General features: G+C 44.3%; 21 protein-coding genes. 13 read left to right on the forward strand and 8 right to left on the reverse strand.

What is annotated here, in order from left to right; genetic code table 11:
- Positions 1-181 precede the first annotated feature (181 nt).
- The 3 genes from mtgA to KXJ80_RS07135 all read left to right on the forward strand — a co-directional run bounded on the left by mtgA (position 182) and on the right by KXJ80_RS07135 (position 3,762).
- Positions 182-958 carry a monofunctional biosynthetic peptidoglycan transglycosylase gene (mtgA, locus tag KXJ80_RS07125; protein ID WP_218738050.1) on the forward strand — a complete coding sequence of 259 codons (777 nt, stop codon included), beginning with the start codon at positions 182-184 and terminating at the stop codon, positions 956-958.
- A gap of 93 nt (positions 959-1,051) precedes the next feature.
- Complete coding sequence (locus KXJ80_RS07130) at positions 1,052-1,768, forward strand: 2OG-Fe(II) oxygenase family protein (protein WP_055647519.1); 717 nt, start codon at positions 1,052-1,054, stop codon at positions 1,766-1,768.
- A gap of 257 nt (positions 1,769-2,025) precedes the next feature.
- On the forward strand, positions 2,026-3,762 hold the full coding sequence (locus KXJ80_RS07135; protein WP_218738051.1) for a hypothetical protein: 1,737 nt from the start codon (positions 2,026-2,028) through the stop codon (positions 3,760-3,762).
- A 311-nt stretch (positions 3,763-4,073) separates the two neighbouring features.
- Here the strand turns inward: KXJ80_RS07135 and KXJ80_RS07140 are convergent, their stop codons facing one another.
- Both KXJ80_RS07140 and KXJ80_RS07145 read right to left on the reverse strand, forming a co-directional pair.
- A complete protein-coding gene (locus KXJ80_RS07140) occupies positions 4,074-5,621 on the reverse strand; it encodes a S41 family peptidase (protein WP_218738052.1) in 1,548 nt (515 codons plus the stop codon).
- A gap of 175 nt (positions 5,622-5,796) precedes the next feature.
- On the reverse strand, positions 5,797-6,681 hold the full coding sequence (locus KXJ80_RS07145; RefSeq protein ID WP_144345576.1) for a phospholipase A: 885 nt from the start codon (positions 6,679-6,681) through the stop codon (positions 5,797-5,799).
- Positions 6,682-7,103: 422 nt separating this feature from the next.
- Here KXJ80_RS07145 and cobA point away from each other — a divergent pair, with 422 nt between their 5' ends.
- From cobA to cysC, 5 genes are all read left to right on the forward strand, one after another.
- Positions 7,104-7,934 (forward strand): uroporphyrinogen-III C-methyltransferase, encoded by an 831-nt coding sequence (cobA, locus tag KXJ80_RS07150; RefSeq protein ID WP_218738053.1) that lies wholly within the window; start codon positions 7,104-7,106, stop codon positions 7,932-7,934.
- 81 nt (positions 7,935-8,015) lie between these two features.
- Positions 8,016-8,924, forward strand: a complete 909-nt coding sequence (gene cysD, locus KXJ80_RS07155; protein WP_011623816.1) for a sulfate adenylyltransferase subunit CysD — start codon at positions 8,016-8,018, stop codon at positions 8,922-8,924.
- Positions 8,925-9,055: 131 nt separating this feature from the next.
- Entirely contained in the window at positions 9,056-10,498 is a 1,443-nt protein-coding gene (cysN, locus tag KXJ80_RS07160; RefSeq protein WP_037426105.1) for a sulfate adenylyltransferase subunit CysN, read from the forward strand.
- A 3-nt stretch (positions 10,499-10,501) separates the two neighbouring features.
- Entirely contained in the window at positions 10,502-12,226 is a 1,725-nt protein-coding gene (locus KXJ80_RS07165; protein ID WP_069454355.1) for an SLC13 family permease, read from the forward strand.
- A 44-nt stretch (positions 12,227-12,270) separates the two neighbouring features.
- Complete coding sequence (gene cysC / locus KXJ80_RS07170) at positions 12,271-12,888, forward strand: adenylyl-sulfate kinase (protein WP_037421649.1); 618 nt, start codon at positions 12,271-12,273, stop codon at positions 12,886-12,888.
- 20 nt (positions 12,889-12,908) lie between these two features.
- On the opposite strand, the gene KXJ80_RS07175 is transcribed toward cysC, so the two are convergent.
- Positions 12,909-13,748 (reverse strand): TIGR03899 family protein, encoded by an 840-nt coding sequence (locus KXJ80_RS07175; protein ID WP_037426109.1) that lies wholly within the window; start codon positions 13,746-13,748, stop codon positions 12,909-12,911.
- Positions 13,749-14,259: 511 nt separating this feature from the next.
- On the opposite strand from KXJ80_RS07175, the gene hemG reads away from it, so the two are divergent.
- Positions 14,260-14,781, forward strand: a complete 522-nt coding sequence (gene hemG, locus KXJ80_RS07180) for a menaquinone-dependent protoporphyrinogen IX dehydrogenase (protein WP_037421655.1) — start codon at positions 14,260-14,262, stop codon at positions 14,779-14,781.
- 43 nt (positions 14,782-14,824) lie between these two features.
- Complete coding sequence (locus KXJ80_RS07185) at positions 14,825-15,352, forward strand: cytochrome b/b6 domain-containing protein (protein ID WP_099457572.1); 528 nt, start codon at positions 14,825-14,827, stop codon at positions 15,350-15,352.
- 148 nt (positions 15,353-15,500) lie between these two features.
- Here KXJ80_RS07185 and KXJ80_RS07190 read toward each other — a convergent pair whose 3' ends face one another.
- The 3 genes from KXJ80_RS07190 to nfsB all read right to left on the reverse strand — a co-directional run bounded on the left by KXJ80_RS07190 (position 15,501) and on the right by nfsB (position 18,116).
- Positions 15,501-16,253 (reverse strand): thiol:disulfide interchange protein DsbA/DsbL, encoded by a 753-nt coding sequence (locus tag KXJ80_RS07190; RefSeq protein ID WP_055647524.1) that lies wholly within the window; start codon positions 16,251-16,253, stop codon positions 15,501-15,503.
- A 256-nt stretch (positions 16,254-16,509) separates the two neighbouring features.
- Positions 16,510-17,154, reverse strand: a complete 645-nt coding sequence (locus KXJ80_RS07195; protein ID WP_037421664.1) for a DNA-J related domain-containing protein — start codon at positions 17,152-17,154, stop codon at positions 16,510-16,512.
- Between the two features lie 308 nt (positions 17,155-17,462).
- Complete coding sequence (gene nfsB / locus KXJ80_RS07200; RefSeq protein WP_218738054.1) at positions 17,463-18,116, reverse strand: oxygen-insensitive NAD(P)H nitroreductase; 654 nt, start codon at positions 18,114-18,116, stop codon at positions 17,463-17,465.
- Between the two features lie 418 nt (positions 18,117-18,534).
- On the opposite strand from nfsB, the gene KXJ80_RS07205 reads away from it, so the two are divergent.
- From KXJ80_RS07205 to KXJ80_RS07215, 3 genes are all read left to right on the forward strand, one after another.
- The gene (locus KXJ80_RS07205; protein WP_218738055.1) at positions 18,535-19,545 is read left to right on the forward strand and encodes a sugar-binding protein; all 1,011 of its coding nucleotides are present in this window, start codon (positions 18,535-18,537) and stop codon (positions 19,543-19,545) included.
- A complete protein-coding gene (locus tag KXJ80_RS07210) occupies positions 19,545-19,817 on the forward strand; it encodes a hypothetical protein (RefSeq protein WP_218738642.1) in 273 nt (90 codons plus the stop codon). The genes KXJ80_RS07205 and KXJ80_RS07210 overlap by 1 nt, the downstream gene beginning before the upstream one ends.
- Before the next feature lie 72 nt (positions 19,818-19,889).
- Complete coding sequence (locus KXJ80_RS07215; RefSeq protein ID WP_037421672.1) at positions 19,890-20,213, forward strand: hypothetical protein; 324 nt, start codon at positions 19,890-19,892, stop codon at positions 20,211-20,213.
- Between the two features lie 621 nt (positions 20,214-20,834).
- Here the strand turns inward: KXJ80_RS07215 and KXJ80_RS07220 are convergent.
- Both KXJ80_RS07220 and KXJ80_RS07225 read right to left on the reverse strand, forming a co-directional pair.
- A complete protein-coding gene (locus tag KXJ80_RS07220; RefSeq protein WP_011625361.1) occupies positions 20,835-21,560 on the reverse strand; it encodes an amino acid ABC transporter ATP-binding protein in 726 nt (241 codons plus the stop codon).
- Positions 21,553-22,233 carry an amino acid ABC transporter permease gene (locus KXJ80_RS07225; RefSeq protein ID WP_037414942.1) on the reverse strand — a complete coding sequence of 227 codons (681 nt, stop codon included), beginning with the start codon at positions 22,231-22,233 and terminating at the stop codon, positions 21,553-21,555. Before KXJ80_RS07225 ends, KXJ80_RS07220 begins: the two co-directional genes overlap by 8 nt.
- Between the last annotated feature and the right edge of the window lies 1 nt (position 22,234).

Below are 22,234 nucleotides of genomic sequence, written 5' to 3' on the forward strand. Positions count from 1 at the left end.
AAGCTGCCGAGGTTGAGCCAAATTTGTGGCATCATTAATTTATCTTCCTTATTCAATTCAGCTCGGTTTTTTGTAGTTTATGACTTACTATCATCGGCTTACACTTTGCTATTCTACTGTAAGCAAAAAATCTCTTAGACTAACAGTTAGTTTGGATGGCGTGATTGATGAGGATAATTAAATGACCGCCCCTTTGTATGCCATGCGCGATCATGTCAATCGTCCCCAAGTTAATCATCCAACCCCTAAGCCTAAGATGCGCGGTGTTAAGCGTGTATTCACTTGGTTAGCCAAATTGGTTTTGGGTTTATTTTTCGCCTCTATTTTAAGTGTGGTACTACTCAGTTTTATCGATCCTCCGATGTGGAGTTGGCGAATAGAGCGGGCATTGTTTCCGCCCGCACCGATTACTGAGGTTAGGCATCAATGGCGCTCGCTTGAGCAAATCTCACCTGAACTGCAATTAGCCGTGATTGCCGCAGAAGATCAAAAGTTTGCTGGCCACAGTGGTTTTGATTTAGACGCGATTAGTTCGGCCATCGAATACAATCAAAAAGGTAAAAAGGTTCGTGGGGCCAGTACCTTAAGCCAGCAAGCGGCAAAAAACCTGTTTATGTGGTCGAGCCGTAGTTTTATCCGTAAGGGCATAGAGGCGTGGTTTACCCTGTTAATGGAACTGTTTTGGGATAAGGCGCGTATCCTTGAGGTATACCTGAATATTGTTGAATTTGGTCCTGGGATTTATGGTGCCGAAGCGGCAGCAAAGCATTATTTTGGCAAGAGTGCAGCCAAATTAACTCGTTATGAGGCGTCATTATTGGCTGCAGTTTTACCGAATCCTTGGCGTTATAAAGTCTCCCCCCCTTCTTCCTATGTTGAACAACGTTCCGTTTGGATCCGCAAGCAAATGCGTCAGTTAGGTGAGGTGACACTCAAAAAAGTCGGTGAGGCACAATAAATTTGCGATTGTGATTTTGTTATTAAATTGTAATTATGAATCTCTGATGAGTAGGATGAGTGTTAGACGTTCGAATGATCCAAGGAATAAACGATGTTTGAGTTTAATTTTGAGCGAGATATGGCTTCACTGCGTGAAGAATATGCTAGAGATGCAAAAATCAATATTCAACACGTCTGGCAGAATGAAACCGCAGCTGTCATTGCTAACACACTTGCTAGTGAAGTGAGTTTTGATAATGCAATGTTTGTCGACAATAAGCCAATGAGAGTGTCGGATCAACAAATACGCCAATTACCGATTGAAGCTCAGAAAGATTTACAGCAAAAAATATTACACAATGCTGCAAATGGGATTGGTTTTTTATATGGAAGTCATCTCGTAGGAGGCTTAGATGGAAAGCCTTCACCTGAATTACTTACATCGCTACATCGTTTTATTAACAGCCCTGACATGTTTAAATTTATTCAAACGATTACGGGCATTGAAGGTATTTGTTATGCCTCACTGCAGGCGAGTCGTTATATTCAAGGGAATTTCTTAACAAGACATAATGATGTTGTCGAAAGTGAGGGTCGTAAAGTTGCTTTTGTTTTTGGCTTTACTCCAGAATGGCATCCTGATTGGGGTGGTCTGCTGCAGTTTTATACTCCTAAAGGTGTGCTGACTGATACCTGGGTGCCAACCTTTAATAATTTGGCATTATTCGATGTCCACCATCCTCACTCTGTTTCATTTGTCGCGCCGTTTGCAAAACGACCACGCTTTTCTGTAACAGGATGGTTTCGAACGATTGCGCCCAGTAAATAGGAAGCTTCTGACACATGCCGCGATTAGCGTCAAAGACGTTTTAATGGTAGATTATCGCGGATTTTTGCATATTAATGAGTTCTTATTTGCTATTCGTTATTTCTTAGCTTATCCGTTCTCAAGATTAGTTATAATAAGCTTTTGATTTTGCAATGTTGATGTAATAAGGAATGACAATAGGTCAGTATTTAAATGCCGAAGGTAAGTGCTTTCGGTATTATTTTTGTCACTTTGACGGTAATTAAATGGAGTTTTAGATGAAAAAGATTGTTATTGCTGCGGCAATTATTGCAGCGGGGGCGGGTGCTTATTGGTACACTCAACACGGAAGTAGCTCGAGTGCTTCAGCCAATCCTTTGCTAGATTATATTCCAGCCGATACCCCTGTGTTTACTGGCCAGTTAAAGCCGTTTCCACTGAAAAACTACCTGCAATCGATTTCTAGCAATTACCAGCAATATTCAACTGATTCCTTAGCTCAGTTAGGCGATTTGGATAGCCCAATGGCTAAGTTTTTTGTGAGTATTTACAAGCAATATATGGATGGAATGAAAGATCCTACCGCATTGCTTAAGACTTTCGGTTTACCGAATGAGATCAAGCCTTATTTTTATACCTTAGGCGTAGTGCCTGTTCTTAAAACAGATATTAATCAAATTGATGCATTCTGGGCTGTACTGGATAAAGCCGAACAAGAAAGTGGTTATACCCACGAAAAGCGGACTTTAGCAGGGATTGACTACCGTGCTTATTCGTTTGCTGAAGAAGGCTCAACTGATAAAGCTGACCTATTATTTGCCCATAAAGATGGCATTTTAACGGTCACATTCTCGGCTTCCTCTATCGAGCCTGAAGTATTGGAAATGGCTTTAGGATTGAAGAAACCCGCCCAATCTTTAGCCGCATCTGGCATGTTGCAAGAGATCATTAAAACCCATGGTTTTATGGACGATAGCATCAGCTTTATCAACCATGTTGAGATTGTTAAAGCGATAACCTCTCAAGATGGCAATATGTTAGCTAAACAGCTCACCAAGTTCTTAGCAGAAGAAGGCCAAGGTGAAGATCCGTTAGCGCAAATCCGTACACCAGAATGTCGCACTGAGTTAACCGCGATTGCGGCTAACTGGCCGCGCACTGTGGGAGGTTTAACCGCATTCACGTCGACTGAAAAAGAAAGCCTTATGGCGGCTTCTTTTGTGATTGAAAGCAAAAACCAAGCAATTTTAACGGCATTACAAAAAATGCGCGGCTTTATTCCAACCCATTTAGCGGATATTAACAGCACTATTTTCTCGATGGGCCTTGGGATTGATGTTAATGAAGTAGCGCCTTCGCTCACCGCGATTTGGGATGATCTACAAAAGCCACAGTTGACCTGCGCGCCTCTGGCCGAGCTACAGGCTGAATTAAGCCAGCAAAGCCCTGCGATGTTGGGTATGTTTACCGGCATGGCTAATGGTGTTAAAGGCCTGAGTGTGTCATTACTCGACTATAAGATGAGTTCACAGGATCAAGAGCCTAAACTCGAAAGTTTAGATGCCTTAATCAGTTTAACCGCTGATAATCCTTCAATGTTATTCAACATGGTTAAGCCTTTTGCCCCTATGTTGGCTGAACTGCAAGTCGCGGATAATGGTGAACCCACTGATTTATCTCCACTATTAATGTTGCCGCCAGAACTTAATATCAAACCGATGTTGGCGATTAAGGGACAACACTTAGTGGTTTACTCTGGGGATAAAGGTTTAGCGTTAGCCAATAAACTGGCGAGCGAAAAACCATCAGCCAATGGCCTTTACAGCATGTCAGCCGACTACGGTAAGATGTTTACCCCAGTGCTGACGCTGTTAGAAATGACCGGTGAACCAGTGCCTGAAGAGCTGCAAGCATTGAAAGACTATAATATGCGCGTGCAAATGAGCTTTGATGTGAATAAACAAGGTCTGGTTTTTGGCTCTGTGATGAACTCAAAGGCAAGCGATAAGAAATAAACTTATCACTCCACCGCATTTTAAAGCCAGCAAATTGCTGGCTTTTTACTAGGGCGTGTTGACGTTTTGAGATTAGATTTTGTTCGTTCTGGTAAGCACGTGCTCGCGAAACGAGGAATGATGTGTAGTTTACTCAAATGACGAGCGGCTCTTATGACAGAAAGTAAGAGCAAGGGCTTGCCAGACGAACCCTTCGGGCAGCATTTGGCTGGCTTTCGTCCGTTTATGTAGAATAACTACACTGCACGGACTTTGCCTTGCATAAAAGCCAGCCTAATTGCTGCAAAATAACCCTGAAACGTCAACACGCCCTAATGAGATTGGGCTAATTTGGTTTGTCGACCGTTAGTTGGATCTACGGCTTTGGGTTTGGCTGATTTAACTAAACTCACGAGTCCTTGCCATTCAATATCATTGTTTTGTGGTAACCAAATATCGGGCTCAGTGCCTTTTCCCGACAGCAACTCGCCTTTAGCATCATAGGTGAGAGAGCTACTAAATCGAATCTCTAAGTCACTATTTGGCAAGGTAAATTGATATTGTCTGGCAAAATCCCCAGAGGTTTTTTCGCCGATTAAATTCACTCTCGACCATGCTTTAGTCCGGTAGGCGATCCACTCGCATTCTTGCTTACACAAGGGACTGACAAGTAGTGCAAGACGATTATTGCCTTCGGTGAGGACTTCAGGTTTGGTGCGAACAAACCAAGGACTAAACCGGCTTTTATCGATAGTTGGTAGCCGCCGTGTCAACACGTTAAGTCGCGCAGGGCTGAGTTCAAGTTCATCAAGCGGTTTAAAATTCAACGGTTTTAAATAATCGTTTCTAAGTTCTGGCGAGCGTCGATAATGGGCAAATCCCATGATTTTTTCGACCGCTGAATGAGGTGATATGTCCATGGTGGGCATATCCTGATAACGCGAGAGCATGGTCAGTAACTTAGGACTAAATCCCTTCGCTTGCCTGAGATCGACAATCAGTAATGGTTGCTCCATACCTTTACGTAACTCTTCTTGTTGTATTTTATCGAGTTCAAAAGCATAGAGGTCATCTATTTTGAGTCGAGCCGTGGTTGGATTTATCTGTTCTAGTGAATAGTCAGGTTTTGAGACCGTAGTCGGCCCTAAGTCATCAAGTTGAGTGAGTAGGCGTTCAAAGCTTATCTCTGTGTCGTCTTCAATCGGTTTAACTATCGTTTTAGAAGGGGGAGGCAGAGCAATAGTGACCTGCGTTGTCTGCAAATCATCATTTATCAAACTAATAATCACATAAGGTTTGATGCTTAAGCCTAAGTCTTCCCGCAGTAGGTTGAGTCGTTTAAGCCAAATCAGCTGCATTTCTTGGCTATTTTTTGCAGGCTCTGACAGATAGGCTTGGCTGGCAGAAATCCACTTACTTAAGGGGATGCCATCAATATGGGTGATAAAAGGATACTCGGCACTAATAGGATTATTTTTATGGTCTAAGGCAAGCCATTGTTCGTTGACGGGTCTCAGTGTTAAGGGTAAGTCGGCGCTACTATTGTCAACCTTCGCAACTTGAGCACCAGGATCTTTTAAGGCGTTAAGCAGTTTTGTAAGCTCAGCTGCGAACCGTTCTGTAGGAACAAGATCTTGGTATTGCTCAGTCATCAGTCCAGCAAGTCGTTCGAGTTGGTCGTCATTGTGTTGTGGATCCAACGCATAAAATGCGGAGTGTTGTTCAATTTGATTGAGCAGAATATAGAGATCTTGGCGAATATCTTTTGTCGTTAACGTGGGTTGTTCTTTTTCAGGAATAGCAAAAAACGCGAGCCTGATAAGGCTCGCGCAAATAATCATGCTCAGCAAAGTTATTACCGTTCGATAGCTAAAACTCATATTCCTCCATGATGACCCTTACTGCTAAAAAGGTGTGCGACTATCGATGTAAATGCCGCTGTTGGCAATAAAAATCATCATTAAGCTCCCTTAGGTTGCTCGCACTTGAGCAATTTAGCAGCAGTTTGTTTGTGTCAGCATAGAATTATGGCTGTTTTTTGTGCTGTGTCACGTCCTAGAGAATATCGTTGAGTGATACACCGATCCCAATACGTTGATTATGATGGTTATAGTCGATCAGGCTTTCACCGTAGCCATTAAAGTATTGAGTATAAAGGCGTAAGTTACCTATGATGGGATAGCTCCAAGTGATCTCTGCTGAACCTCGGTCAATATCTTTAAAGTTAGTTTTAACGGTGAGAGTGAATCTATGCTCATCAATCCCATACACGCCAACAAATTCAGCATTGCCAATATACTCATCAATATTGGGATTATCATCGCCACGGGCTTGGTGGATGTCTGTTTTTTCATCCTCAGGAATGCGCCACCACACCTTAGTTGAAAACGCCAGTGGGCCAGCATCAAAGATCATCGTGCCATAGATGCGGTTCCAACTACGGGATAATAAACCTGCTTTACCATTAGATTGGTGGACAGCGCCCAATCCCCAAAACGAGTTTGTCACACCGCCAATTTTCCAATCATTATTGAATAGCATAAAGATTTCGGGTTCGTGGTTTGTTTCACGAAAGGGTGAAGATATTTCCTTATTGTATACCTGCCAATAGGATTGATTAGTATAGGCAAAAAATAGGTGACCATTATCACCAAAGACATTGTACCAAATTGGAAACTTAAAGCTTATCTGAAACTTAGCTTCCATCTCATCGAGTTCATAGTTTGTTCCGGCGGCCTCCCCTGCATAGGGTTTCATATTCGGATCAGGATTATAGGTCGCGGGTAAAATGTAATTGACTTTATGCGGCGTTATTACAAATGGACGCTCTGAAGTCGCTAATTCATCCTTAACGCGATCTTTGATTAAAGATTCCTCTGCCTGTAACCCTGCACAAGTTAGCAGTCCGATTAATGCGATACCTTGATAAAATGGGGACATCGACTCTCCTTGATGTGTCTGTTTGCTTTATCTTTATTTACCGAGCTTAACATTAGTCTGTGGATCTTTTGTGAGAAATACTGTCACTTGTACTACTTAACTTGAGTGAAACTGCATCTTTTCTTATGCGTTAATGCGCTGACTGAGTAGATTTTTTAGCAATAACATAGTGCTGTTATGTGAGGTGATGCAAGCTTAGGTTGCATTCATATTCGCCCTGTTATCATGTTTTATTTAGTTATTTCAAATGATTAACTTATTTTAGCCAGTATGGTGCTTTTGCCAACCTCGTTTATAGTTAACTGGCTTAATTCAAATTCGGCTGTTATTTCTTTTTGATATAACAATTAATGATTTTATATTTATTATGGAATATAACTGGCGCTATATTGCTACACATTGATCTCATATCGGGGAATGTGATGGAAATTTTATCTTTACCAGGCCAAAGCGCTAAGGGCAAAGTCTGGCTGGTTGGCGCGGGCCCCGGCGATGTGGAGTTATTAACCCTTAAAGCGTGGCGCATTCTAAAGTCTGCCGATGCGGTGTTATACGATGCGCTCGTCAGCCAAGATGTCCTCGATTTGATCCCTAAAGATGCTGAAAAAATTGCCGTCGGTAAGCGTGCTGGTAAGCATAGTGCTGCGCAAGATGAAATTAATCAGTTACTGGTGACGAAAGCCTATACCCGTAAAAACGTGGTACGCCTCAAGGGCGGCGATCCCTTTATTTTTGGTCGCGGTGGTGAAGAGTTACAAACCTTAGTCGAAGCGGGCGTCGAATTTGAAGTGGTTCCCGGAATTACCGCCGCCAGCGGCACTTCGGCATATGCGGGCATTCCATTAACCCATAGGGATTACGCCCAAGGGGTAACGTTCATCACTGGTCATTGTCAGCTCGAAAGCCGTCCGATGGATTGGCAGGGTTATGCTAATCCCAATAATACCTTAGTTGTATATATGGGGATTTTAAACGCGGGCATTATCCGTCAAGGGTTAATCAACGCAGGTCGTAGCCCAGAGACACCAGTGGCCATCGTCTCGAAGGCGACCACTCAGTCGCAGCAACGTTTTATTGGGCAATTAGATTCACTCGAACAACTTGCTGCTGATCCGCAGTTGCAAATGCCCGCATTAATGATTATTGGCGAAGTGGTGGGGTTGTCCGAAACCTTAAATTGGTTTCAGCCCAAGGGCGAAGGCCAGCTGCCGCTTGACGCGTTAAATACGACCAAAGTTGCAGTAAAAATTTAGTTAAATCAGAACATTTTTTAGAAATAGTTAAGTTAAATCCAGCTGCCTGTCGCAGCCCATTTTAGGTAAACGGAGAAGAGTATGGCCGGGCGTGAATTAAGCCACTTACAACAACTGGAAGCCGAAAGCATTCAGATCATTCGGGAAGTCGCAGCCGAATTCGATAACCCAGTCATGTTGTATTCCATCGGAAAAGATTCTTCGGTGATGTTACACCTTGCGCGTAAAGCTTTTTATCCCGGCAAGATCCCATTCCCCTTGCTGCATGTGGATACGGGCTGGAAATTCAAAGAGATGATCGCCTTTCGTGATGCGCAGGCGAAAAAATTTGGCTTTGAATTATTAACTCATACTAACCCAGAAGGCGTTGCCCAAGGGATTAACCCCTTCGACCATGGCAGTGCCAAGCACACTGACATCATGAAAACCCAGGGCTTAAAGCAAGCATTAAACCAATATGGTTTTGATGCCGCTTTTGGCGGTGCGCGTCGTGATGAGGAAAAATCCCGCGCGAAAGAACGGGTGTATTCGTTCCGCGATCGCCACCATAGATGGGACCCTAAGAATCAGCGCCCCGAACTGTGGCGCACCTATAACGGCGCAGTGAACAAGGGCGAAAGTATTCGTGTCTTCCCATTATCGAATTGGACCGAGCTCGATATTTGGCAATATATCTATCAAGAAAACATTGAGTTAGTACCACTGTATTTTGCCGCCGAGCGCCCTGTGGTTGAGCGTGGCGGTCAGTTAATTATGGCCGACGATGAGCGCATGAAACTCGAAGAAGGCGAAACTATCAAGCATGAGGTGGTGCGTTTTAGAACCTTAGGTTGTTATCCATTGACGGCGGCGATGCATTCGCAGGCGGACAATCTCGAAAAAATCATCGAAGAAATGCTGCTAACTCGCTCGAGCGAACGCCAAGGGCGGTTGATTGACTCGGACCAGAGTGCATCGATGGAGCAGAAGAAACGCCAAGGTTATTTCTAAACTAAGGCATTTCGAGCGAAGGTTCAGAGACAGATTAAACCGATTTCGTGAATGTCCCGATGAAGGCTTTTAGAGCAATCAAGTACCAGCAGACTTCACGAACAGTTGAGCAAGATAAGAGTGAGATAAAGATGGATAAAGCGGTCAATAAAACCAATCGTATGGCGGCTGAAATCAGCCAGCATGGGGTTAAAGAATATCTAGCTCAGCAGCAACATAAAGGTTTGTTGCGCTTTTTAACCTGTGGCAGCGTCGACGATGGCAAGAGCACCTTAATTGGTCGTTTATTGCATGACAGCGCGCAGATCTATGAAGATCAATTAGCCAGCTTAAAAAATGATAGCGCTAAGATGGGGACAACGGGCGAAGCAATCGACTTAGCTTTGCTGGTGGATGGTCTGCAAGCTGAGCGTGAGCAGGGCATCACTATCGATGTGGCTTATCGTTATTTTTCAAGCGATAAGCGTAAGTTCATTATCGCCGACACCCCAGGTCATGAGCAGTACACCCGTAATATGGCGACTGGCGCCTCAACCTGTGACTTAGCGGTGATCTTAGTGGATGCGCGTTACGGCGTGCAGACCCAAACCAAGCGTCATGCCTTTATTGCCTCTTTGCTGGGTATTCGCCACTTTGTGGTCGCGGTCAATAAGATGGATTTACTCGGGTTTGATGAGCAAGTATTCAATCGTATCCGTAATGATTTCAGTGAGTTCGTTAAAGGCTTTGGTGAGTTAGATATTCACTTTGTGCCCTTATCAGCACTCAATGGCGACAACGTGGTCGAGCCAAGTTTACATACCCCTTGGTATCAGGGCGGTACATTACTGGAATTGTTAGAAACCATTGATACCCAACGTGAACTGAGTGCCTTACCCGTGCGCTTCCCGGTGCAATATGTGTCGCGTCCAAATCTGGATTTTCGTGGTTTTGCCGGTACTTTAGCCTCTGGTGTCATCAAGGTGGGTGATGAAGTGGTAGCGCTGCCTTCGGGTAAACGCAGCAAGGTTGAGCGTATCGTGACCTTCGATGGCGATTTGGCCGAGGCAACGGCGGGGCAAGCCGTCACTCTCACCTTAGAAGATGAAATCGATATTTCCCGTGGTGATTTACTGGCTCTGCCAGAAAGTGCGCCACAGGTTGCCAACCAAATCGTGGCTGACCTCGTGTGGATGGATGAAAAACCACTACAACTCGGCCAGTTATATGACATCAAGGTTGCGGGTAAAAAGACTCAAGCCTCAGTCTCGACCATAGAATATGTGGTTGATGTGAACACACTTGCGCGCAGCAGCGCCGACACTTTAGGGCTTAATGCCATCGCTCGCGTGACCTTAGAGCTGACCGAAGATATCGTTTTCGATGCCTATTCTCTGGTACGTGATACTGGCGGCATGATCCTGATTGACCGTTTATCCAATGCAACAGTAGCGGCGGTGATGGTGGTATCGGGTCAACATGTGAGCAAGCAAGTGTCTTCACAATTTAGTGCCTTTGAAATTGAGTTTAATGCGCTCGTACGTAAACACTTCCCGCACTGGCAAGCGATTGATATTTCAAAGCTTGGAGCCTAATTTGTGAGTGACTTGTGGCTATTGGCGATAGTGTTGTTTGGGTTGTTGGCTGGCTTAATTGCTGGCCGCATAAACCCTGCGGTGTTGTTTTTATTTGCTTTTTTAATATGTTACCTCCTAGGTATGGTAACGCTCGACGCAGCGCTCACTAGCTTTACCAACACCGGTTTAGTCACACTGGTGTTATTGGTTCTGGCGGCGACGGCACTGGAAAAGACTTCATTGCTGGGAAAGTTAAGCCAAGTGATTGGTAATAGCTCGTTGGCGATGACAATGGCAAAGTTGGGATTTTCCACGGCTCTGCTGTCATCATTTACCAATAACACTGCGGTTGTGGCATCTTTGATTGGGGTAGTGCGCCGTAATCAGGCCCATGCGCCCGCTAAGTTATTACTGCCGCTTAACTATGCGACGATTCTTGGGGGAACGCTCACACTGATTGGTACCTCCACTAACCTTATCGTTAATTCGTTTGTGGAGAATGCGGGCTTACCTGCGCTGGGTTTCTTTGAGTTTACCCCTGTTGCAGCGTTGATTGTACTGTTAGGCATTCCGCTACTGATTATGCTGGCTAATACCTTGCCCGACAGACGCGATGAAACGACAGAAGAAGCACTGCCCTATTTACTTGAGGCCCATGTTGCTAAAGGCTCGTCTTTAGTCGGTCGCAGTGTGGTGGACAACAAGCTCAGAGCCCTAAAAAAGCTTTATTTAGTGGAGCTTGAGCGAAGCGGTATTTGTATTTGCCCGGTTCCGCCACAGTTAGTATTGCAAGCGGACGATGTGCTGCGGTTCAGTGGCGCGGTGGAGTCGGTGGAGCTGTTGCATCAATTCGATGGCCTCGATTGGTTTGGTAAGCATCAGGCAAAGGGACAAAACCTAGTCGAAGCGGTATTGGCCCCTTCGTCGAGCCTAGTGGGCAGCAGCTTAAAGGAATCTCGCTTTCGCGAACAGTTTGATGCGGCGGTTATGGCGATTCGCCGTGGCCATCATCCGTTAAAGGGTGGCTTGGGCGATATCGTATTGCAGCCGGGCGATGTGTTACTGCTGACGCCGGGGGATGGTTTTAGCACCAATGCTAAGCTGAGTACCGAATTTGCCGCCGTCAGCGGACTCGATTTGAATGTGCGTTTAGACACTAAACGCAGTCGTATCGTGTTAGCCGGATTTGTGTTGACGATTGGCCTGAGTCTGGCGGGGATTTTACCCTTGGCAAAAGGATTGGTGCTATTGCTGCTCAGCTACTTTGCCATTGGCGCCGTAACCTTATCTGAACTTAAGCGCCGTTTCCCGCTCGAGTTAGTCGTGATTGTGGGCAGCGCTTTGGGGTTGGCGAACCTGATGATGAGCACAGGTCTTGCTGAGGGACTCGCTCAAGGCTTACTCGGCGCAATCAATGGTTACGGGGTGTTTGGGGCGTTTGTGGGGGTTTATTTAGTTACCTTGTTGTTGACTGAACTGGTCACCAATAACGCCGCCGCGGCCTTGGCTTTTCCTATTGCCTATGCGGTGGCGCTGAATTATGGCGTCGATCCAAGGCCCTTTATTATGGCTGTGGTGTTTGGGGCTAGCGCTAGCTTTATTTCGCCCTATGGTTATCAAACCAACTTGATGGTGTTTAATGCGGGTAACTATCGTTTTAGTGATTTTGTACGGTTAGGGCTGCCCTTATCCCTACTGTATTCGCTGATTGTGATTTTTATGGTGCCGATCATCTTTCCGTTTTAACGATGCCTTTAGTCGTTGGTTTATTAAAGGTTTGAGGAGTGTTTATGAGCAATATAGTGTGGCATCAACATAGTGTCGACCAAGCAGCCAGAGCCAAGCTTAAGGGGCAGAATCCGGTATTGCTTTGGTTTACCGGGCTTTCTGGTGCAGGTAAGTCGACCCTAGCAGGTGCGCTTGAGCGTGCATTATTTGAAGCGGGCTTTCACACCTATCTGCTCGATGGCGATAATGTGCGCCACGGTCTATGTAAAGATTTGGGTTTTAGCGTGGCCGACAGGGATGAAAACCTACGCCGTGTTGGCGAGGTAGCAAAACTTATGGTGGATGCGGGCTTGGTGGTGTTATCAGCTTTTATCTCTCCCACCCGAGAAGAGCGCGATAGCATACGTGCAAGATTCCCCGCTGGACAATTTATCGAAGTGCATGTATCGACGCCACTTAGCGTATGTGAAGCGCGTGATCCCAAGGGATTGTACGTTAAAGCACGCAAGGGCGAAATCGCACATTTTACTGGGATTTCATCGCCCTATGAGGCCCCGCTCTCCGCTGAGTTGACGATTGATACCAGCAAAGGGGATTTAGCATCTCAAGTTCGGGCTTTGATTGATTATTTAACCGCAATCGATGTTATTAGCCCAAATCGCCTCACTGCACTGGCATAGAAGCAGTCTATAACAGCTTGTTATTCAATCTTAAAGTCCTTGGCAAATAGGGCTTGAAGGGCTTTAAGGTATTCTTGGTCCTGTTTAGGAAGCACAAGCTGCGCTAGTTCATCGCCAATAGGTGTTAATCGATAATAACTAAAGAGCAAATTACCGCTCTTAGGGGTTAGCTTCATTTGAATACCGGGCATAGTGAGTTGGATGGGGGTTTTACTATTGAGTAAACCCGTTTCAAACTCACTGCTGTGGAGTATCCCCGCATCAACTAGGGTAAGAATACTGGAGTAGGGCAGACCAAATTGCGAGAGACCTAGGGTGATGTTGGTATGCTTGCGAAAATATTGGCCAATCCCGCCCGTGAGCCGATAGCCGCTAATGAGTTTTAAGCGCTGCTCATTATTCACTTTTGCTGCCATGCCTAGGGCTTTTTCGAGGATTTGCGCTTCTCTGTGCGTTAATTGCTTAAGTAGCGCTAAGGTGCGCAGGCTAAAGTTTCCTGGGTTGATGATTTCACTAGAGAGAATACGTGCCCATAGGTCCTGCATTTTTCGATTATGGATTTGCTCCGCCATCAGAAAAAATTGATGACTCCAGTCGGGATCGAGATCCACCCCCGTCATGTCGGAAGAGGTATAACTTAAGGCGAGGGCGAAAATGGTTTCAACATTTGCCTGATACTGGCTGGCGAGTTTACGCTGCCGATGTTGGGCGCGTTCGGCAATCGAGGCATTGGCTGGGCGATATTCTTCCTCACTGGCGAGGCCGAGTTGACGGCCAAGTAAAAGGGCTTTTTTACGGGCAGAGACCTCCGCAGCGGGAGCGGCTTCATCTGCAAGCATTAAAATATCCGAATCCTTCATGCCTTAATCCTGTATCACTTGTCTGCTAATTTACATGGCAAATTAGGGAGAATACCCGCTCTGCCAAAAGTGTCCAGCTTAGCCGATTGTTAGCTTTAAGTCTCCGAGTTGGTTTGCTTTTATTCGCGCCAGCTAGACTAGGGCTGGAATTGCTGATTTTGTAACATTTTGATCCTCAGAGTGGTGATTTTTATTTTTGTGAGCAAGTTAGAATTACCGAATATCGAGGGATGGTTTGGCGCTAAGCCCGTGATCTATTTCATGTAAATAGATGACTAAATCACCTAGTATGCAATATCGTAATAGGCAGTTTGCTTTTTGCGTGGAAAACCTAAATATCGCTAGCGGACTCGCTATCTATAGAAGCGCATTGTTTATCTTGTGGTTACCTTCTGGATTGCGAGGCATTGAGTATCATATTGATTGGTATATTTAGGTCAACATAAGGCCGCCGTACTTGTTTTTCTTCTGGCCGCTTTTTCTTATTTTTGTTGAGATAATAGAGGCTTAAGTGAAAAAAATTCTGATCATCTTCTCCAGTGTTCATGGTCAAACTCGTAAGATCACGAATCAGTTAGCCCAGCAACTCAAAGAGTTAGGTAATTCGGTGGTGATTGCTGATATAAAAGCCGTCCCCGCGATGGAGTCCTTCGATAAGATCATCATTGGCGCCAGTATTCGTCACGGAAAACATAATCCTGCGCTGTATGAATTTATTCAGAAACATCAGCAAATCCTGACACAAAAAGTCGGTGGATTTTTCTCTGTGAGTTTAGTTGCCCGTAAACCTGAAAAAAATACCCCTGAGACTAATCCCTATATGCAGGCGTTTTTAACTAAAACGACTTGGCGTCCTCAGTTGTTGCAAGTGTTTGGCGGTAATTTGAATTATCAGGGATATAATGCATTTGATAGGAATATCATACGTTTTATCATGTGGTTAACTAAGGGGCCCACGGATCCTGTTACTAATGTTGAATACACCGACTGGCAAAAAGTGCATGAGTTTGGATTACAAATCCACCAAGCCTAAGCGGGCGGTTGAGGCTAACGTTGATTATCGAGGATAAACCTATATGTCGAACAAATTAACCTTGATATTCGATTTTTTGTTGGCGCGTTTGCATGTTTGGCTGGTGTTGTCCGCAAGTCTACTCATCTGCACCAGTCCGTGGATTTTTATCGGTCGAAGCCTGCGTGCTAATGCTAGCATTTGGGATTATCTGCATGTTTATCTGGGATTGGTGTGTGCTGCGTTAGGGATTTTATTTTTGTTACGTAATAGCCTCCAAGGCAAATGGCATCAGTATTTTGCCTGGCTGGTGGGCGATTGGGAACAATTGGTGCAGGATATTAAAGGCCTTTTTAAAGGCAAGCTCCCCGTAGCCGGTGGCAAAGGCTTGTTTAGTTGTATCGAAGGGATTGGCATGATACTGCTGGTCGCGACAGGATTAACTGGCGTTGTATGGTTTATTTACCAAGGAACACCACTGGCAATGACTTGGCGTGGTTATCATCAAATTTGTGCCGATGCTTTTATTGGCTTTTTAGTACTGCATATCATATTGGCTGCAACGCATATTATTGAATTTATTAGGCAATAATTTCTGCTACTGCTGAGCGTTAGGTCCAACCTGAGTGAGTTTATCTTGCTCTAACTTACTGAAGGGACTGACTAGTATCGATTCATTTTTGATTGAGACTTGTCAGTCCGCTAAAGCATCCATTCGCAAAAAACAGAAGCTTATATTGTTACCTTAAACGCTTTTGACGGCCAAGAGCGACGGCAGCGGCAAAGGCTAAGAATAACCAGTTTAGGCTACCACCAGAACTTTTAGGTGCCTGTGCATCTTTTTCGACGGCAAGATAGTTAATTAAGCCAATCAGTTCGTCTAAGGTTCTGATGCTGCTTAAGTTAACTGCATATTTGTCATTAACAATAAAGGCTGGCACGCTTTCAACGCGGAATTGGTTTTGCTGGGCACGCCAAAGGGCTAGCTTTTCATCTGTGCTTTTACTGTCGGCAAGTTTGTCGTACTTCGCCGCGTCTATACCGAACTTAGCAAAGACTTGTTTAATGTCGTCTCGGCTATTGATTTGCGATTCGTGCTTATGTCCAGGGGCGCTGTGGTCGTGACCATTAGCGCCTTCTTCTCCTTGGATCGCGGCGAACATGGCATGGGTTAGAGCGTCTTTATTATCCAGTTCTTGGATGACGGCCAGCGAACGCATGACTTCAGTCCCTAAAGCACTATTCATAAAGTCGACATGCTTAGTATCAAATGCAATGCCCTTGTTTAAGTTAGCTTTGATATCAGGCAGATAATTGGTTTCCATATTGAAGCAATTATGGCAATAGAAGGAGAAAAACTCGGTAAGTTTAGGCTCACTACTCGGCGCTTTATCAGAAATTTGAGTGTAGTGAGTGCCTTCCACAAAATTTGCTGCAAAGCTGCTGAATGGTGCAACGATTAAGGCGACAGCCAAGGCGATTGGTTTGATCATAGAACCCTCAAAGTCGGTTAGATTGAATCCAGTACATTAAGTGCTATGCGTTGTGCCTAATGGTAATGGATAAGCTGATTCAATCTTGAAATTACGCTTGTGTTATACCAGCGTGAAGATGGTTTTAGGTTAGTTTGAAATGCTTAATTATCGCTGAATTAGTGCGCCGATATTGAACTAAATCTGTGATCCCGTGGGAGTTTAGACCTAGAAGTTTGCAAGACTGCAAAGGGGATCACAGATATATCAACATGCGCTAAGCAATATCCCGCAGGGATTGCCAAGCCTCGCAGACTTCGCGAAAGCGGGCTGCATCACCCTCGGGTCTATCAGGATGCCATTTGAGGGCTAAACGACGCCATTGTTTGCGGATATCTCTTGGGGTTGCACTTTCATCTAACTCAAAAACTCTTAGGGCATGTCCTTTGTGCATTAAATTTACATTGAGGCCAATGTAGCTCTTATAACTGCTCCAGAAAGCCTCTAATAATTCCCTCACCACGTTTTCGCTGGTGTCGTAGTTATTCCAGTCAAGATAATATTCTCGCAGGGAAGTCTCTTCCATTATCAATAAGTTAACATTTGATGGCACGAGGCGGAAAATCTGGATTTCCATTGCTTTAACTTGTAACCATTGCTTAGGAAGAAGCATTTCTTGCAGTTCGAACAGGGCATTCATCAGTAGAAAGTTACGCTTAAATAAATCATTACCCGGGTTTTCATCTAAAGGATGGATAAGCCCTCTGCTCTGTAATTCGGTGGCGAGGTGATGGATTTTCCAACTTTGATTGGAAGCTTGTAACACCGATAGCACTGGCCAGATTAACGGATTATCCCCCTTAGTGGTCGAAAGCCTTGCTGATTGAGCTTCTGCACTGAGTGAAGGTTTTGCGAGTAGCATACTGACAGTCCCATCCTAAGTTGTTATCAAGCGAGTGTGGCGATTAAACTGAGTGTACATCTATCCATAAGATTTTTAAGGTTTTTACCTTAAATTGGCCGCTAATTACAGCGTGCTAGATGTACACTATGCCACAGTGCAAAGTGTAGGCAAAGATGGATTTTAGAGCAATTTGCCTCAAGGTCGCTTAGGCTTTGCTGGCGGGAATGGTGTTAATTTTTTTACGATGAGTGATGGGGCAAGGTCGAAAATACCCTTGTTCACTTATGCAAAACAAGGGTACTTACGGTTAGCTTAGGCGTCAGGATTTAGATTTCAGTAAAGATAACTTCTTGTGCTAAACGTGACTTAGGTAATTTAGCATTAAAGTCTTCTTCAGAGCGATAACCAAGGGCTACAATCACAGAAGCGCACAGACCTTTTTCTCGTAAGCCTAAGACTTGATTAAGTTTAGTCGCATCGAAACCTTCGATCGGGCAAGCATCAATATCGAGCACGCTGGCACCTAACATTAGGGTGCCGAGTGCTAAATAGACTTGTTTTTCCATCCAATGCTGGGCGTCTTTTAGCTCAAATTTATGCATATTGGCAAAGAAAGAGCGACCATTATGTTGGCCTTGTTTGGCTTCTTCATTGGCAAAACGGCCATCTTTGGCCTCTTGCTCTAGCACTTGCAGTAAATGGGTTTCATCGAGTTGAGTACGGGTACACAGTACTACCACATGGGAAGCATTGAGAATTTTTTGGGTATTAAAGGCGTAGTTCTCAGTCGCTTGGGCGATCAACGCTTTGCCTTCTGCCGTACCGGCAAGCACAAAGTGCCAAGGCTGTGAGTTGGTTGATGATGGGCTGAACTGTAATAAGGTCTTGATGTCGGCAATCTTGTCGGCAGGAATTGTCTTGATTGGATCAAAGGCCTTAGTGGTGTAACGCTTTTTAGCGAGAAAACTTAAATCACTCATGTAACGGCTCCAAATCATCTAGGAATACAAAATCAACCTCAGCATTTTAAGCAGGTTTAGGCAAAAAACAATGTGATCAAAACGGCTATCAGTTTCAAAATATTTTTGAAACTGATGGTTGGTTCAGCCACTGCAAATGCTTAGGGCCGCAATACGCCCTAGGTATTAAGTGAGGATATTTAGCGGTCAAAATAAACAATCTATTCGCGATCGAATCTAATGTGATGTGTTTCTATTTTATTGTTTATATGTGCTTTTTATCTTTTGTTGGCCGTTAGCTGTGCACAATAGCATTGTGAATGCATGATGTAGATCAATGATACTTGATAACAACGTTATCTCTCATGTCGCTAACGCTATTCCTTTGCTACATTTTGTTATGAAGCTTTAGTGACGGTTTCATTTGTTGGGAGGACGTGTGACAAGATTACTTATGTTGTTTATTACCTTCAGTTTATTACCCGTATCCTCTGGCTATGGAAAAGATCTGAAATTTGCTGTTGTGCCGAAATTTTATAGTGTTTTTTTTGATCAAAGTAAAACGGGCTGTATAGATGCCGCCGCTGAAATAAAAGGTGTGGAATGTGTATATCGAGGGCCAGAATCAAGCAGTGTTAGATTGCAAGACGAGGTCATAAACCAACTGATTGATGAAGGTATCGATGGGATTGCTGTCGCGGTTACGCAATCTAAGTATCTTTTCGAAAATAGCTTAAAAAGAGCTAAGGAAGCCGGTATTCCAATTGTCACCTATGATTCAGATTTTGATGCTTCTATCAACCAAGACCCCAAGAATTTTCGCTCAGCCTATATCGGTACAGATAATTTCGAATTGGGTAAATCATTAGGTGAACAATTAAAAAAATTACGGCCCAATGGAGGGACGCTTATCATGCAATCTGGGCGCCCTGATTCTCCCAATTTGAATTTAAGACTGATGGGAGTTCGCTCTGCGTTGTCGGGAAAAAAATACGATATTCCTCCAGGGAAATTACTTAATAACGAACAGGGCTGGACAGAAGTGAGAGAACCTTTGTTTAATTTTGACCAACTTAGTCAAGCGGTTAAACAAATGGAGTCTGTTATGAAAGGCAAGCCGGTGAAAGCAGACTCATTTATTGCTGTTGGTGGTTGGGCTCAAAATGATGCAGTGCTTTACCGTGACATGATTGCCCCATACCAAGGAAAAATTAGCAACAAGGAGGTCGTCGTTATTATTACCGACACCTCTCCAGAGCAATTAATGATGTTGAAGGATAATCTTGCGCATATCAATGTCGGTCAAAATCCCTATGAAATGGGCAGGCAGGCAATTTTGACGCTTTATAAAATTGTCACCAAACAAAAGTATCAAGAAATAATTTATACACCGGTGACATTTTGCTCTCCACAGAACTTCAATACCTGTGAAAAGCGTGCAGGAATGTAATGTCAATGAGCCTGGGGGACCCTGTAAGAACTGAGCGATTACTGCGAACATCTCGAAAAGCGACGACGGCACTTTGCGGCAAGCTGCCAGCATTTTTAGTGCAACTGACAACAATGTATATTACTTCGACAGCAATCATTGCCGAACCTATCCAAAACACTAAGGGACAATATACCTCGTCTGAAATACACCCTTTTTTAAAGGGATTAACGCAATTTATTGCCCTGATGCTGTCCTTGCGACTGCTGATGGTTCTTTTTTCACAATGTTAACTTTTACAAGTTGTAGGCAAACTGAAAGTGCATTATGTTGTTGATTTAAAATGGGTGGTCGGATCTACTACAATGCAATATCTTTGGACAGTTTGTATTATATGCCTTTTTCCTATTACTGTTTGGTATTTTATTTCCTTTAAAAAAATGTCGTTACTATTGGAAAGTAAATATCCTGAAAAGTGGGAAGCGTTAGGTAAAGTTGGCTATATTTACAACAATAGCCTTAGTAATTCAAATAAAGTAATTATGTTCTTATTAAAAGAGGAATATCATCAACTAAATGATGGAGATTTAAATAAAATTGCTTCCTCATGTCGAATACTGTTGATTATAGGTACTACATTAGCCGTATTTGCATTCATGATGCCAATCTTAATAGGTAAGTTTGGCTGATTAATATAAGACTAAAATCGGGTTATCTAAACCTTTCTAAACCTCAGACAATTCTTGAGTTGCTTAGCCCAAAGAGATCAGTTTTCATTGGAGGGCTGGGTAACTTTTATCATGAGGGTGGTTGCGTTAGGATGGAATTTACGATTGTATCTTCCGTCTTTTTACCAGATTTTCGATTTTGTTTGGCCACACAGGTTAGTGCCTTATACGTACTTGTTAATGTTTGGCTCGGTGGCAATTAATGATTTCAATGAGTTCATTACGAATTTTAATCTGAAACTCATGAATTAGAGCTTGGAATCTAGCTCGCTTTTGTCCCAAAGCATGCTGTGTGTTTCTTTAAAACCTGCAAGCTACACGGATGCTAAAAGGGTGAGCCATGGTGATTAGCGAGACGACCGTCCGCCCCATGGCCGCTCTTTGGCATCCATGTCATCGCGGCATTCGTGAATCCATTCACATCAGACGGGGCGGTCGAGCATCCACGGATGGACTCGCTGCGCGTCGTCGAGCAAATACCATGGTTCGCCTTTCAATTTTTAACGCTCTTCTGTCTCAAAGCACGCTGAGTCTCATCAAGCAAATACCATTGTTCACCTTTCAATGTTGCATAAGTCTTTATTACCTCAGCACTTTACTTAAAAAGCTTTGGGTTCTGGCTTCTTTAGGGCGGGTGAATAATTCCTCGGGGATATTGGACTCCACTACATAGCCGCCATCCATAAAGATGACTCTGTCGGAAACATCGCGTGCAAAGCCCATTTCGTGGGTCACAATTACCATGGTCATGCCTTTTTGCGCTAAGTCCTTCATCACATCCAGTACATCGCCGACCATTTCGGGGTCGAGTGCTGAGGTGGGCTCGTCGAATAGCATGAGATCCGGCTCCATCGCCAGTGCGCGGGCAATGGCAACCCTTTGTTTTTGTCCACCAGAGAGACTCGAAGGATAGGCATTGGCTTTATCCTGCAAGCCCACTTGAGTAAGCAGCGCCAGCGCCTTGTTATCGGCTTCGGCTTGGGTCATTAACTTTAGGCTCACTGGCGCTAAGGTAATGTTTTGCAATACGGTTTTATGGGGGAATAGGTTGAAGTTTTGGAACACCATGCCCACTTTTTGCCGCAATTTATCGACACAGGCATCCTTGGCGGTAATGGATTGCCCTTCGATTTCAATATCGCCTTGGGTGGGTTTTTCTAACAGGTTGATGCAACGTAAAAAGGTGCTTTTACCGCTGCCGCTGGGGCCGATCACACTCACCACTTCGCCTTGGCGAATATGTTCGTTGATGCCCTTAAGGACCGCATTATCGCCGTAACTTTTGTGTAGGTTGGTTATGTTAATCACTTTGCTTCAACCTCTTTTCGAATTTCGACAGCATAAATGTGAAGCTGTAGGTCAGGAACAGATAAATCAGTGCACAGGTAAAGAGTGGGATACTGTCTTCAAATGTGCGGCTACGGATGATCTCACCCGCCCGCATTAAATCCACACCGCCAATAAAGCCAATCACGGCGGTTTCTTTGAGTAGCACGATAAACTCATTGCCTAATGCGGGCAGAATATTCTTAATCGCCTGCGGCAGAATAATCAGCTTCATGGTCATGGCTTGCGATAGTCCAAGCGAGCGTGCTGCTTCGGTTTGACCTTTATCGACGGCTTGGATCCCTGCGCGAATAATCTCAGAGATATAAGCGCCACTGTTTAAACCAAAGGCGATAATGGCGGCGGTAATTTTATCGACATCGAATGCGGCCAGCACGATGAAGTAAAGGATCACTAACTGCACCACCACAGGCGTGCCACGAATAACGCCAACATAAAGTTCGGCGGGGAAGCGGATATACCACTTTGATGACATCTTCATCAGTGTGGTGCCCACGCCTAATACTGCGCCTAATAACATGGCGAAGAAGGTCACAATCAAGGTGACTTTTAAGCCGTTTAAGATCAGCAGTATGCCTATCATGCCGTCGTCACCAATGGGACTAAACAGCGAAGTATTGATTGCTTCTAACATA

Origin of the sequence: Shewanella xiamenensis (assembly GCF_024971755.1) — a bacterium.
Taxonomy (GTDB): domain Bacteria; phylum Pseudomonadota; class Gammaproteobacteria; order Enterobacterales; family Shewanellaceae; genus Shewanella; species Shewanella xiamenensis.

Excerpts from the sequence above, each read along its gene's own strand:
- KXJ80_RS07175 (WP_037426109.1), bottom strand. The coding sequence starts at position 13,748 with ATGAAGGATTCGGATATTTTAATGCTTGCAGATGAAGCCGCTCCCGCT.
- nfsB (WP_218738054.1), bottom strand. The coding sequence starts at position 18,116 with ATGAGTGATTTAAGTTTTCTCGCTAAAAAGCGTTACACCACTAAGGCC.
- KXJ80_RS07145 (WP_144345576.1), bottom strand. The coding sequence starts at position 6,681 with ATGTCCCCATTTTATCAAGGTATCGCATTAATCGGACTGCTAACTTGT.
- KXJ80_RS07215 (WP_037421672.1), top strand. The coding sequence starts at position 19,890 with ATGCAATATCTTTGGACAGTTTGTATTATATGCCTTTTTCCTATTACT.
- cobA (WP_218738053.1), top strand. The coding sequence starts at position 7,104 with ATGGAAATTTTATCTTTACCAGGCCAAAGCGCTAAGGGCAAAGTCTGG.
- KXJ80_RS07135 (WP_218738051.1), top strand. The coding sequence starts at position 2,026 with ATGAAAAAGATTGTTATTGCTGCGGCAATTATTGCAGCGGGGGCGGGT.
- KXJ80_RS07210 (WP_218738642.1), top strand. The coding sequence starts at position 19,545 with ATGTCAATGAGCCTGGGGGACCCTGTAAGAACTGAGCGATTACTGCGA.
- cysN (WP_037426105.1), top strand. The coding sequence starts at position 9,056 with ATGGATAAAGCGGTCAATAAAACCAATCGTATGGCGGCTGAAATCAGC.
- KXJ80_RS07185 (WP_099457572.1), top strand. The coding sequence starts at position 14,825 with ATGTCGAACAAATTAACCTTGATATTCGATTTTTTGTTGGCGCGTTTG.
- KXJ80_RS07130 (WP_055647519.1), top strand. The coding sequence starts at position 1,052 with ATGTTTGAGTTTAATTTTGAGCGAGATATGGCTTCACTGCGTGAAGAA.
- cysC (WP_037421649.1), top strand. The coding sequence starts at position 12,271 with ATGAGCAATATAGTGTGGCATCAACATAGTGTCGACCAAGCAGCCAGA.
- KXJ80_RS07195 (WP_037421664.1), bottom strand. The coding sequence starts at position 17,154 with ATGCTACTCGCAAAACCTTCACTCAGTGCAGAAGCTCAATCAGCAAGG.
- mtgA (WP_218738050.1), top strand. The coding sequence starts at position 182 with ATGACCGCCCCTTTGTATGCCATGCGCGATCATGTCAATCGTCCCCAA.
- KXJ80_RS07140 (WP_218738052.1), bottom strand. The coding sequence starts at position 5,621 with ATGAGTTTTAGCTATCGAACGGTAATAACTTTGCTGAGCATGATTATT.
- KXJ80_RS07225 (WP_037414942.1), bottom strand. The coding sequence starts at position 22,233 with ATGTTAGAAGCAATCAATACTTCGCTGTTTAGTCCCATTGGTGACGAC.
- KXJ80_RS07190 (WP_055647524.1), bottom strand. The coding sequence starts at position 16,253 with ATGATCAAACCAATCGCCTTGGCTGTCGCCTTAATCGTTGCACCATTC.
- cysD (WP_011623816.1), top strand. The coding sequence starts at position 8,016 with ATGGCCGGGCGTGAATTAAGCCACTTACAACAACTGGAAGCCGAAAGC.